The sequence below is a fragment of the Nocardia abscessus NBRC 100374 genome (genome assembly GCF_000308455.1).
GTDB classification, from domain to species: domain Bacteria; phylum Actinomycetota; class Actinomycetes; order Mycobacteriales; family Mycobacteriaceae; genus Nocardia; species Nocardia abscessus.
The window spans coordinates 21362-34151 of sequence record NZ_BAFP01000087.1; the positions used below are offsets into that span (position 1 = coordinate 21362).

Annotated in this window: 9 protein-coding genes; 3 read left to right on the top strand and 6 right to left on the bottom strand. The window is 66.8% G+C overall.

Annotated features, from left to right (window positions below; all coding sequences use genetic code 11):
- Positions 1-61 precede the first annotated feature (61 nt).
- The 5 genes from ON19_RS17060 to ON19_RS17080 all read right to left on the bottom strand — a co-directional run bounded on the left by ON19_RS17060 (position 62) and on the right by ON19_RS17080 (position 5501).
- Complete coding sequence (locus tag ON19_RS17060; protein WP_043693189.1) at positions 62-1069, bottom strand: TIGR03617 family F420-dependent LLM class oxidoreductase; 1008 nt, start codon at positions 1067-1069, stop codon at positions 62-64.
- Positions 1070-1209: 140 nt separating this feature from the next.
- The gene (locus tag ON19_RS17065; protein ID WP_174377700.1) at positions 1210-1749 is read right to left on the bottom strand and encodes a hypothetical protein; all 540 of its coding nucleotides are present in this window, start codon (positions 1747-1749) and stop codon (positions 1210-1212) included.
- A 215-nt stretch (positions 1750-1964) separates the two neighbouring features.
- Positions 1965-3293, bottom strand: coding sequence for an APC family permease (locus ON19_RS17070; RefSeq protein WP_051168988.1), 1329 nt, complete (start codon positions 3291-3293; stop codon positions 1965-1967).
- 52 nt (positions 3294-3345) lie between these two features.
- Positions 3346-4029 (bottom strand): CPBP family intramembrane glutamic endopeptidase, encoded by a 684-nt coding sequence (locus ON19_RS17075; RefSeq protein ID WP_051168989.1) that lies wholly within the window; start codon positions 4027-4029, stop codon positions 3346-3348.
- 230 nt (positions 4030-4259) lie between these two features.
- Positions 4260-5501, bottom strand: coding sequence for an oxygenase MpaB family protein (locus ON19_RS17080; protein WP_043693201.1), 1242 nt, complete (start codon positions 5499-5501; stop codon positions 4260-4262).
- A 589-nt stretch (positions 5502-6090) separates the two neighbouring features.
- Here ON19_RS17080 and ON19_RS17085 point away from each other — a divergent pair.
- On the top strand, positions 6091-6507 hold the full coding sequence (locus ON19_RS17085; protein ID WP_220136140.1) for a Fur family transcriptional regulator: 417 nt from the start codon (positions 6091-6093) through the stop codon (positions 6505-6507).
- A 35-nt stretch (positions 6508-6542) separates the two neighbouring features.
- Positions 6543-8774: a catalase/peroxidase HPI gene (gene katG / locus ON19_RS17090; protein ID WP_043693169.1), complete on the top strand. Its 2232-nt coding sequence runs from the start codon at positions 6543-6545 to the stop codon at positions 8772-8774.
- Positions 8775-8836: 62 nt separating this feature from the next.
- Here katG and ON19_RS17095 read toward each other — a convergent pair whose 3' ends face one another.
- Complete coding sequence (locus ON19_RS17095; protein WP_157229741.1) at positions 8837-10033, bottom strand: SDR family oxidoreductase; 1197 nt, start codon at positions 10031-10033, stop codon at positions 8837-8839.
- 729 nt (positions 10034-10762) lie between these two features.
- On the opposite strand from ON19_RS17095, the gene ON19_RS17100 reads away from it, so the two are divergent.
- A partial coding sequence (locus ON19_RS17100; RefSeq protein ID WP_043693204.1) for an RNA polymerDNA-directed RNA polymerase subunit B occupies positions 10763-12790 on the top strand: 2028 nt, incomplete at its 3' end.

Consider the following 12790-nt stretch of genomic DNA (forward strand, 5'->3'; position numbering starts at 1 on the left):
TACTCTTTCGCGCACCGTGCGCCGAACAGGTGACCGGGTGGTCTGTTGCTGCCGGTGCGCGTCATGCGTGCAACGCGTCCACCAGGTCGGCTACGTCCGCCGCGTCCGGTGGATAGCCCGGGAAATAGCAGCACACCTCGCCGATGCCGGCGCCGAAGCGGCTCCGGATCTGCGCCGCGCACTCCTCCGGCGTGCCGACCACCCCGATCGTGCGCACCATCTCCTCGGTCACCAGCGCCCGCATCTCGGCGAACGCGCCCGTCTTGGACAACGCGTTGAGCCGGTCGTGCAACTGCGCCCATCCTTCGACCTCCAGGACCGGACGATAGGCGGGGGTGGACCCGTAGAACGCGATCAGCGAGCCCACCCCGCCTACCGCGGCGGCCAGAGCTTCCTCGGTGCGCCCCAGCGCGACCATGACCTGACCGATCACCGGGAAGTCCGCCGCGGTCCGGCCGGAGCGGCGCAGGCCCTCGGCGAGGGCGGGCAGGGTGCGCTCGGTGAAGTGCCGCTTGCTGTTGAACGGCATCACCAGCAGCCCGTCGGCGACTTCGGCGGCCTTGCGGGTCATCACGGGCCCGAGCGCGCCCATCAGCACCGGCGGGGGCCCGAACGGGTTCGGGCCGGGATCGAAGGTGGGCGGCATCAGCGTGTGTGTGAAGTACTTGCCGCGAAATTTCAACGGCGCCAGTCCTTCCCACGCGGCGAAGATCGACTTCACCGCCGCCACGCTCTCCGCGGTGCGCTCCGCGGGTGCGCCCCAGGAGCTGCCGTAGCGCTTCTCGATGTGCGCGCGGATCTGCGAGCCCAGCCCGAGCCGGAACCGGCCCGCACTGTAGATCTGCAGGTCGTAGGCCGAGTGCGCCAGATGCATCGGGCTGCGCGGCCCGGCGATCGCCACATTCGTCATCAGTTCCAGCCCCGTCGCACCGGCCGCGACGACGAGCGGAAAGAACACGTCGTGCGGGCCCTCGAACGTGAACAGGCCGTCGGCCCCGGTCTCGGCCAGCTTCCGCGCGTCGGTCGCGACCTGCCGGGGCGCTCCGGTGACCTGTAGATGAACCTTCACAGCGACCTCCGCCGGCCATCGGTGCGCCACGCCTTCCGCGACACGACGAACCCATCGTATGGACAGCACTCCGTGCACGTGTCCAGTCCGGCGAGAAAGCAGCATCCGCGGACGCGGCAGATGTCACAGCAGCGCGAACGTCATGCGCCGGAGCGGCGGTTTTCGCGCACGGTGACGACGACCACGACGTCACCGTAGGGCGCCGCACCCATGGCCAGCCGGTGCGCCAGGCGCGCCAGGCCGACGCGTCTTCCGTATTTGGTGCGCATGCCGTCACGTACCTGATCGAACAGCGGCCCCGTCCGCACCGATTCGGCCGCGCCTGGGTGCTGTCGTGACCCGAGGGCCGGCGCGCCGCGCCAGTCGGCGGCTTGCACGATGACCCGATGTTCGCGGGCCAGGTACCGAGCCTCGCTCGAATGCGACGAGACCTGGAAAGCCAAGCGGCCGTGGTCGATCGGCAGCACGAGGTGCGGCACCGTATTCCAGTGCCCGGTCGAGTCCGGCCGAGGGTAGGTCACCAGTACTGCGCTCGCATCCCACCAGAGCATCCCCGGGTGCCATTCGCTGGGACGGTCCGGTACGGCACGGAGGCGCTCCGAATCTCGTTTACCTCTCGGCCGGGTGTGGCCGTGGACTCCGCTGCCGAGCAAGAAGCTGCCGTGCGCTGAATATGTCATTGCGTAGGAACCTCCGGGGACAGGTGCGTGTGCAGTGAATGCCGATCCGATCTCCGTACTGTGATCGCCGCCGCGGCGCCGTTGCCGAGGAACCGGGACGACGCGCGGGCACCAGTTCTGCGGCTGAAAGAAAATCTACTCTTTTACTAATAGATTTCCTGTCCCACCAGGTCAGGCAGGTTCGTGTCGTCCGGTACCTGGTCTCGGGCGAACAGTCACGTTTCGCGCTTCGCCGGCAAAGCGCTGCGCCCGTGCGGCTCGGACCGGCGCGCACGGACCGCGTTCAGGACCGCGAGCAGGACTCCGATGGCCATGAGGACACAGCCTCGGAGCCACACTTCCCCGCCGATCCGGGTGAACAGGAACAGGCAGGAGGCCAGACCCGCCCAGGGCACGACCGCGGGCACGCGAAAGTGCTCCGCCCCGTCGCGTTCGCGCCGCAGGATCAGCACCGACCCATTGACCGCCGCGAACACGATCAGCAGCAACAACACCAGTGTCTCGGCAAGTTCGGCCACCTCACCGGTCAGGGCGAGCAGCAGCGACACCGTCGCCGTCGTCACGATCGCCACCCACGGCGTGCGACGGCCGGGCAGGATCCGGCCCAGCGCACCGGGAAGCAGCCCCTCGCGGGCCATGCCATAGGCCAAGCGCGAGGACATGATGCCGGTCAGCAGCGCGCCGTTCGCCACCGCAACCAAAGCGACCACCGCGAACAACCTTTGCGGAACACCTCCGGCCTGGCGCACCACCTCCAGGAGCGGAGCGCTCGAGTTCGCCAGCCGATCGGTGGGTACGACCGCACCGGCCACCACCCCGATCAGCAAGTACACGCCACCGGCGGCGAGCAGCGCCCCGAAGAGGGCGCGCGGGTAGGACCGGCGTGGATCGGCGACTTCCTCGGCCAGATTCACGGAGGTCTCGAACCCCACGAACGAGTAGAAGGCCAAGACGGCGCCCGCGAGCGTTGCGCCGACGACTCCGTGCTCGGCTGTCCCCACTTGGGTGAGCCGGCCCGGATCGGCGTCGCCGCGGATTATCACCCACGCTCCGAGCCCGATGACCACGACCAGGCCGCCGAGCTCGACCAGCGTCGCCGCCGCGTTGGCGCCCAGGGACTCTTTGATGCCGTAGACGTTGAGCAACGCCAGTGCGGTGAGGAACACCACCACGACCGCGACCGTCGGCAACGCCACCAAGGCGTGCAGATAGTCCGCGGCGAACGCCCTGCTCAGCGCCGCGACCGAGACGACACCGGCCGCGAGCATGCAGAAGCCGACGAACGATCCGGCGGCCGGGCCGAGCGCCCGGCCGGTGTAGTGGGCCGAGCCGCCCGCCTTCGGATATCTGGTCGCCAACTCGGCATAGGAACCGGCGGTGAGGCAGGCGAGACCGAGCGCGACCAGCAGCGGCAACCAGACCGCGCCGCCGGACTGCCGCGCGATGGCCCCGACCAGCACGTAGATACCCGCGCCCAGGATGTCGCCGAGGATGAAGAAGAACAGCAGGGGCGTACCGACGACCCGTCGCAGAGAATCCACCACGGTGGGCGGATACCCGTCGCGTGGAGAATCGCACTACGTCGATTTCCGGCCGTCAAGCCGGTACACGCCCGTTCGTTCCGAGGCGAGCCGGCTGCGTGGAGCCGTGATAGAAGTACCGGCCCAAACCGACGGTGAACACGACCATTCCGTACACCGAGTGCTCTACCGAAGCGGTGAACAGCGACTGCGTCCGCAGGTAGCGCGACGCGAAGATCCAGCCGCCCACCCCGCTGGCGAGCACCGAGAACCAGCTACCGAAGACGATGTGCACGAAGCCGAACGCGGCCGCACTCGCCAGCACCAGCACGGGCCCCTCGCCGAAGACCGGCGCGTACCGATGGAACAGGAAGGAGCGGAAGATCAACTCCTGCGGGTACACGCTCAACGCGGGGTAGAGCACCATCACCGCCAGCCACAGCAGTGGGTTCCGTCGTGGCAGGTCGAACAGATCCTCCCGTCGCGACACCGCGACCGCCGCGGTGAGCGCCACCGCACTCGACCCCGCCCGAGCCGCCATCGAGCGCGCCTGCGTCCGCAAGGCCGCGCTGCGCCACAGCGCGGCGCGATCGAAATCGGGTGCGCGCCGCAGGTAGATCGCTGCGCCCGCAGCCAGCGCCAGCAGCGCGGGAATCGGCGACCTGCCGCGCAACACCGCGTTGTAGACGGTCGCTCCACCGAAGAACAGTGTCGCGTATTCGGCGCCCAGGTACACCCGCCGCCGCAATCGAATCCGCACGACCCCACGATAATTCGCGACACGGGCGTTCGCCGCTCGCCACCGGGTCACTCGGCTTCCGCGGCCTCGCGGAGACGTCGCTGCAGCCAGGTCGACGGCGTGACGCCGCCGTCCGGCCTCCGTTCCCGGCACGGCGACCCGACACGACATAGGGTCACCCGAGGCCTCGAAATCGATCGGACTCGCGGTCGGGCCGCGAAACGGATGCCGGAACGCCAGGCGTCACGAGGTCAGCGCGGCGGTTTGCTCATATCCCGATTCATCACCGGGAGTTCGATGCTGATCGGCATCCGCAGTTCGGCCAGGTAGATCAGCGCGGCCTGACGGAGGAACTCGTCGAAGAGCCAGTAGGCGTCCGGCGCCAGCGGGACGACCGGGAGCAAACCTTCGCGAACCGCGATGAACGGGCCCCAGCTCACCCGCAACAGCGGGTCCCAGACCGGTTCCCTCGGGATGGCCAGCCCGTCGGCGATCTTGTCGCCGAGCAGGAAGCGGGTGAACGCGCCGAGGACCGGCTTGCTCAGGACGGCGAAATCGAGGTTGACCCCGAGTCGCAGCAATCGGTCGGCGAGCTTGGCGCCCTCCGGGGTCGGCGCCAGGATCGGATCCAGCACCTGCGCAGCCTGCGAGTCGGCCTCGGCCCACGAGTTCGGAATGTACTCGTCGCGGATGCCGAGCATGTGCGCGCAGACCTGCCACGAGTGCAGGAACGCCTCGGACTCGGCGGCGGGGATCGGGACCCGCCACGCGGTCAGGTGCTTCATGACGGTAGTGGGCAGGCTGTGCCAGGTGACCATCATGTCGTTCTGACTGATCGGGATGTCCTCTTCGGCCGAGTGCACCCAGTGCGGCGACTGCGGCAGCAGGTGACGCACCGCGGAATGAACCAGCCGGGTTTTGAGACAGGTCACGACCATTTCGCCGTTGGGGCCGTAGGCATTCGCGGTCCCGATGTCGTAACCCAGTTTGGCGGTCTTCAGGATTCGATCCTTCAGATCGTGACCGCCCTTGGAGTAGTAGACCGCGCGGGCCTCCTTCGGGATGACCGTGCTCATCATTCCGCTGGCCAGCCCGTACAGCACGCCGAGATAGAGTCCCCGCTTCTTGTTGAACTCGACCGCGGTGGCCAGTTTGCCCTGATCGGCCCACTGCGGCAGCCGACGGGCATACTCCATGAAGTCCCGCAGGTCAGACGGCAGACCGGCCGGCAACGGCTGACCATTCCTGGTCCAGGTCCGCAACAATTCGTTGACCCTGGGCACTTCGCCCCGGTCCAGTAGTGAGGCGACCAGCTGGTCGGCCTCGGGGTCCCAGACGGTGAGCGGATCAGCCCCGTCTCCACTGCCCGCCACCGAGCCCTCGGGAGACCACGTCCACGGCTCCGCCCGCGCCGGGGTCGCCATGGCCAGTGCGCCGAACGCACCCAATACTCCTCCGGCCTTCAACGCGTTGCGCCTGCTGAGTCCATCCATGTCTTCCTCACTCCTCATTGAGCCCGAGCGCCACCGGGTTGATCGATGAAAGCCGGTCGCGCCCGTTCCGCATCGTTCCGCGGATCAGAACAGTCATTAACTTAGCAAGCCTCGTGGCCGACCGTCCCAACTTTCCGAAAATTGACACCGCCTTACTCGGCCCTCCTGGGGGATCCAGCGGAGTTGACGCAGATAGCCGACACACCAGCGCATTAGCCGCACTTTCAGCACGGACCGCAGTAGGGCTACGCCCCGAGTCGAACCCAAGCCGCCACATCGTGACCACATCTAACGAATCGTAATGGCGAGTCACATATCTCGGCGAGGCAGTCACATCGGCAGATCGGCGGCACTCCGGCACCTGCACGCTTCCCGGAACGGCCGACGCGACCGACAACCACACCGGCGACACTCACAGCAATCGCTTCGCGAACAGAGCCGCTTCCCGAATTCCGCCGACCGGGGGGTGCGGTGCGGAAGCCGAACCGCCCGATCGAATCGATCAGCGCGACTTTGCCGCAGACTCTTGACTCGTTCCAGAAAGCAGACGAGACTTCCGTGCGTGCCAACCGCTTCGGAGTTCCAGCAGATGCTGCGGGGAGTCTCGCTACGCGTGACTCGCCCCCGGGTCGCGGTGCTGAGCGCCGTGCACAAGCACCCGCACGCCGACACGGATTCGATCATCCGTGCCGTGCGATCCGATCTACCCGAGGTGTCCCATCAAACGGTGTACGACTCGTTGAACGCGCTCACCGCGGTAGGCCTGGTCCGGCGTATTCAGCCGTCCGGCTCCGTGGCACGTTACGAAACGCGGGTCGGCGACAACCACCACCACGTCGTATGCCGCGCATGCGGGGTCATCGCCGACGTCGATTGCGTCGTCGGCGAGGCCCCGTGCTTGAGCGCGTCCGATGACAGCGGGTTCTCGATCGACGAGGCCGAAGTCATCTACTGGGGCATGTGTCCCGACTGTGCGAAGTCACAGGCTTCCCGATCACAGCCGTGATCCCAGCCCACATCACTCATTCAGGAAGGAATGCTGTGTCATCCGATAGCCGCCCGCCCAATCCTGACACCGAAACTCGGAGCACAAGCGAGAGCGAGAATCCGGCGATCCCGTCCCCCACTGCGAAGACGGACCATCGTCCGCGCAGCAACAAGGACTGGTGGCCGGAGCAGATCGATGTCTCGGTGCTGCACGCCCACTCGTCCAAGTCCAACCCGCTCGGCGAGGACTTCGACTACCCCGAAGAGTTCAAGAAGCTCGACGTCGATGCCCTCAAGGCCGACGTCACGGCAGTCCTGACCAATTCACAGGACTGGTGGCCCGCCGACTACGGCCACTACGGCGGCCTGTTCATCCGGCTGAGCTGGCACGCGGCGGGCACCTACCGCATCGCCGACGGCCGCGGCGGCGGCGGTCAAGGCGCCCAGCGCTTCGCGCCGCTGAACAGCTGGCCGGACAACGCCAATCTGGACAAGGCCCGCAGGCTGCTGTGGCCGGTCAAGCAGAAGTACGGCAACAAGATCTCCTGGGCCGACCTGCTCGTCTTCGCCGGCAACGTGGCCCTGGAGTCGATGGGCTTCCAGACCTTCGGCTTCGGCTTCGGCCGCCCGGACGTCTGGGAGCCGGAAGAGGTCTTCTGGGGTCCGGAGGACACCTGGCTCGGCGACGAGCGCTACAGCGGTGACCGGCAACTGGCGGGTCCGCTCGGCGCCGTCCAGATGGGCCTGATCTACGTGAATCCGGAAGGCCCCAATGGTCAGCCGGATCCGGTCGCCGCGGCGCGGGACATCCGCGAGACGTTCGGCCGCATGGCGATGAACGACGAGGAGACGGCCGCGCTGATCGTCGGCGGCCACAGCTTCGGCAAGACCCACGGTGCGGGCGATGCCGGCCTGGTCGGCGCCGAACCGGAAGCCGCCCCGATCGAGCAGCAGGGCCTGGGCTGGAAGAGCGCCTACGGCACGGGCAAGGGCAAGGACGCCATCACCAGCGGCCTGGAGGTCGTCTGGACCGCCACCCCGACCAAGTGGGGCAACGGTTTCCTGCAGAACCTGTACGGCTACGAGTGGGAGCTGACCAAGAGCCCCGCCGGGGCATGGCAGTGGAAGCCGAAGGACGGCGCGGGCGAGGGCGCCATCCCGGATCCGTTCGGTGGGCCCGCGCGTACCCCGACCATGCTGACCACGGACTTGGCGCTGCGGGAAGACCCGATCTACGGCGAGATCACCCGCCGCTGGCTGGATCACCCCGAGCAGCTGTCCGAGGCGTTCGCCAAGGCGTGGTACAAGCTGCTGCACCGCGACATGGGACCGATCAGCCGCTACCTCGGCCCGTGGGTTCCCGAGCCGCAGCTGTGGCAGGATCCCGTGCCCGCGGTCGATCACGAGTTGATCGACGAGCAGGACATCGCGGCACTGAAGAGCAAGGTCCTCGAGTCCGGCCTGTCGGTCGCCCAGCTGGTCAAGACCGCCTGGTCGTCGGCGGCCAGCTTCCGCAGCACCGACAAGCGCGGCGGCGCCAACGGCGCTCGGATCCGGCTGGAGCCGCAGCGGAACTGGGAGGTCAACGAGCCGGACGAGCTGGCCAAGGTACTGCCGGTGCTCGAGCAGATCCAGCAGAACTTCAACAGCTCGGCCTCCGGAGGCAAGAAGGTCTCGCTCGCCGACCTCATCATCCTGGCGGGGTCCGCGGCGATCGAGAAGGCGGCCGAGGACGCGGGGCACGCGGTCACGGTGCCCTTCGCGCCCGGACGGACGGACGCCACGCAGGAGCACACCGATGTGGAGTCGTTCGCGGTGCTCGAACCGCGGGCCGACGGATTCCGTAACTATGTGCGAACCGGGGAGAAGGCACCGCTGGAGCGCCTGCTGCTCGACCGGGCGTACATGCTGGACGTCACCGCTCCGGAGTTGACGGTGCTCGTCGGCGGCCTGCGTGCCCTGGGCGCCAACTACGGCGGCACCGACCACGGTGTGTTCACCGACCGGCCGGGCGTTTTGACGAACGACTTCTTCGTCAACCTCCTCGACCAGAACACCGAGTGGAAGGCGTCGGAGTCGGCGGAGAACGTCTACGAAGGTTTCGACCGGTCCTCCGGTCAGGCCAAGTGGACCGCCACCGCCAATGATCTCGTCTTCGGGTCGCACTCGGTGCTGCGCGCGCTGGCCGAGGTGTACGCCCAGGACGATGCCGGGGCGAAGTTCGTCGACGACTTCGTCGCCGCGTGGGTCAAGGTGGTCGACAACGACCGGTTCGACCTCGCCTGAGCTGTATCCGCGAGTTCCAGGCCGGCCCTTCGGGGCCGGCCTGGCTTCGTTTTACTTATCGATCAGCCGCCGCCCTCGCGCTGCCCGGCGGAGGCCGGGGGTGGGAGGAATCCGATCTCGATGAGATGGTCGAGGTGGCGGTCGAGAAGGTCGATGGTCATCGGCGGGCAGCTGATGGCGGATCCGGCCAGCGCGGCGGCAGTGTTGGCATCGTCGAACTCCGCGGGCACCGGACCGCTCTGCTGGCTCAATACCACTGCGCGCGCGAGGCCGGGATCGCCACCGGCTCCGGACGTCAATCGAGCGGCGAGATCCGATATCGGCAGCGGACGAAGGCGATATCCCCTCTGCCGCATGCCGGCCCACAGGTCGGTGAGCGGAATCGACGTGTGATTCACCAAGTGGTGCACCTGGGTAATCGTTCCGTGCAGCAGGACGTGCACGACGGCCGCCGCGACGTAATCCGCTGGGATGAGCCGGATCTCGGCATCCTCGGCGGGTACCGCGCCCAGCACGACAGCGGCGCGCACGAGCGTCCAGAACGCGTCGTTCGTGCTGACCGCACCTACATGGGCACGCCCGCATACCCGGTCGGGCCGATAGACGGCTACCGGAAGGCCGCTCGCGGCTGCCTGCGCCATCAACTCTTCTCCGACCCACTTGGTCATCGTGTAGCCGCCGCCGGGTAGCTCGCTCAGGGACGGGCGAGCCGACTCGGGCACCGGTTCACCCGGCGATCGCCCGTGCGCCACTGCCACAGACGTCGTGGATACGAAATGGACCGGGATACCGCGAGACAGCGCCAAGCGCAACACATTTCGCGTACCGACGACATTCGCACCGCGTAGCCGCGCGTACGGTTCGACGTGGTTGACGCGCGCACCATTGTGGATTATCGCGTCCGCCTCGGAGAGCAGGCGGAAATCCTTCGCTCTCGAGCCGAATCGCGGTTCGGCGAGATCCCCCACCACGGGAACGATCCGGGAGCTCGAATCCGGCCGCCACAGCCGGTAGTGCCGCAGCCCCGACTCGAGCCGCGCGAGCGCCTCGCCCCGGTCGGCGGCGCGCACCAGGCAATAGATTTCGGCCTCGGTGCGCGCTGCCAGTTCACTCAGCAGGTGTAATCCCAGAAATCCGGTCGCGCCGGTCAAGAGAACCGTCTTCGGGGCAGGCACGGCGAGTTCCGTGGTCCGGATCGGGACCGGCTCGGCCGCCAACGTCGCATCAGCGGCTATCCGAGCGAGCGACGAATCAGGCACTCTCGGCTCCGGGACGAAACGGGACGACACGCTCGCTCCGATCAGCTCTGCGATCGAACGCACATATCCACGCATCCCGGGGTCCCATCGAACCGTCACCATTCGGCCGATCCCAGTATCGATTGCCAGGGAAAGCCCGGCGAGCCCAATAATCGAGGGGCATGTCTCTGCCACATCTACGTCGGCGCCGAGTTCGCATCCTGCTCGGTACGCCCGGCGACCAGGTCGCCGCAGGAGCCGTCCCAGCGGACCGACAGCACAACCACGACTGGTCGGAGTCATGATCAGACTCCCTCCCCGCACGGGTACTACGCGGCAATTCGCCTCAGAGTGAAGGAATTCCCGGTGCGAGGATCATGTGCTGCCACGGTATGAACAGAGAGCTCCGGCCGGTTCGGCGGAGGTCTGGCGAATTACCGCTAATAGACTTGACGAACGACAGACCGAGATGTCATTATTATTCCGGGAAGACACGAGAAATCAGGTGTCTATTTTTTCATGCCCTCGACATCGATCGGGTTTGGGTGTAATTTGGGACGTCGCGCCGGGCCGCGCGCTGTCCCACTCTCGAAATACGAATTGACCGGAGAAAAGTGGCGCTTCCTGCGCGTCACTGTCGACCCGTCGTTGTCGAGTCGTGTTCGGGCAGCGTCCAGCACGGTGTGCCATCGATACCCCACAGGATAAGTAGACACCGTGACGACCGCGCGAACGCGTGGGCGGCGCGAGGTGCTGGAAGGACGCATCTTGGCAGTCTCGAGTCAAACCGAGGTCAATGCAGGAAGTCCCGTCGATACCGGAGTTCCCGGGGCGCCGAAACGGGTCTCGTTCGCCAAACTCCGTGAGCCCCTGGATGTTCCAGGGTTGTTGGAGATCCAGACCGAGTCGTTCGAATGGCTGATCGGTGCACCCGCGTGGCGCGAACGGGCAGCGGCGCGCGGCGAGTCGCTCGCGGGTGGTCTGGACGAGGTGCTCGCGGAGCTCAGCCCGATCGAGGACTTCGCCGCGACCATGTCGTTGACGCTGTCCGACCCTCGTTTCGAGGAGATCAAGGCCTCGATCGATGAGTGCAAAGACAAGGACATGACGTACGCGGCTCCGCTGTTCGTCACGGCGGAGTTCATCAACAACAACACCGGTGAGATCAAGAGCCAGACGGTCTTCATGGGTGATTTCCCGATGATGACCGACAGGGGCACGTTCATCATCAACGGCACCGAACGCGTGGTCGTCTCGCAGCTGGTCCGTTCACCCGGCGTCTACTTCGACGAGTCCGTCGACAAGGCCACCGAGAAGACGTTGCACAGCGTGCGCGTCATCCCGTCGCGCGGCGCGTGGCTGGAGTTCGACATCGACAAACGCGACACCGTCGGCGTTCGCATCGACCGCAAGCGCCGCCAACCCGTGACGGTCCTGCTCAAGGCGCTCGGCTGGAGCAGTGCGCAGATCACCGAGCGGTTCGGCTTCTCCGAGGTCATGATGACGTCCCTGGAGAAGGACACCACCGCGGGGACCGATGAGGCGCTGCTCGATATCCATCGCAAGCTGCGCCCGGGTGAACCGCCGACGAAAGAGACCGCGCAGACCCTGCTGGAGAACCTGTTCTTCAAGGAGAAGCGCTACGACCTGGCGCGCGTCGGCCGGTACAAAGTCAACAAGAAGCTCGGCATCCACACCGACGAGGTCATCGGCTCACCGGCGCTCACCGAGGAAGACATCGTCACGATCATCGAATACCTGCTACATCTGCACGCGGGCGACAAGACCATGACGGCCCCTGGTGGCGTCGAGGTCCCGGTGGAAGTGGACGACATCGACCACTTCGGCAACCGTCGCCTGCGCACCGTGGGCGAGCTGATCCAGAACCAGATCCGGGTCGGTCTGTCCCGGATGGAGCGCGTGGTCCGGGAGCGGATGACGACTCAGGACGTCGAGGCGATCACGCCGCAGACGCTGATGAACATCCGGCCGGTCGTCGCGGGGATCAAGGAGTTCTTCGGGACCTCGCAGATGTCGGTGTTCCTGGATGAGCGCAATCCGCTCGCCAGCCTCACCCAGAAACGTCGCCTCTCCGCGCTGGGCCCGGGTGGTCTGACCAGGGAACGCGCCGGTCTGGAAGTCCGCGATGTGCACTACAGCCATTACGGCCGGATGTGCCCGATCGAGACCCCGGAGGGCCCGAACATCGGCCTGATCGGTTACCTGTCGGTGTACGCGCGGGTGAATCCGTTCGGATTCATCGAGACGCCGTACCGGAAGGTGGTCGACGGCCGGGTGACCGACGAGGTCGAGTACCTGTCCGCCGATCAGGAAGACCTGCACGTCGTGGCGCAGGCGAATGAGCCGCTCGATGCCGAGGGCCGCTTCGTCGGTGCGCGAATCGCGGTGCGTCGCAAGAATTCCGAGGTCGAGCTCGTCGCGGCCGACGAGGTCGACTACATGGACGTCTCGCCGCGTCAGATGGTGTCGGTCGCGACCGCGATGATCCCGTTCCTCGAGCACGACGACGCCAACCGCGCCCTGATGGGTGCGAACATGCAGAAGCAAGCGGTTCCGCTGATTCGCGCCGAGGCCCCGCTGGTCGGCACCGGCATGGAGTCGCGTGCCGCGATCGATGCCGGTGATGTGGTGGTGAACGAACAGGCCGGGGTCGTCGAGGAAGTTTCCGCCGACTACCTGACTGTCATGCACGACGACGGCACCCGCCGCAGCTACCGGATGCGGAAGTTCAACCGGTCGAATCAGGGCACGTGTTCG

Coding starts and splice junctions, on each gene's coding strand:
- ON19_RS17065 (WP_174377700.1), bottom strand. CDS start 1,749: ATGACATATTCAGCGCACGGCAGCTTCTTGCTCGGCAGCGGAGTCCAC.
- ON19_RS17080 (WP_043693201.1), bottom strand. CDS start 5,501: ATGGATGGACTCAGCAGGCGCAACGCGTTGAAGGCCGGAGGAGTATTG.
- ON19_RS17085 (WP_220136140.1), top strand. CDS start 6,091: ATGCTGCGGGGAGTCTCGCTACGCGTGACTCGCCCCCGGGTCGCGGTG.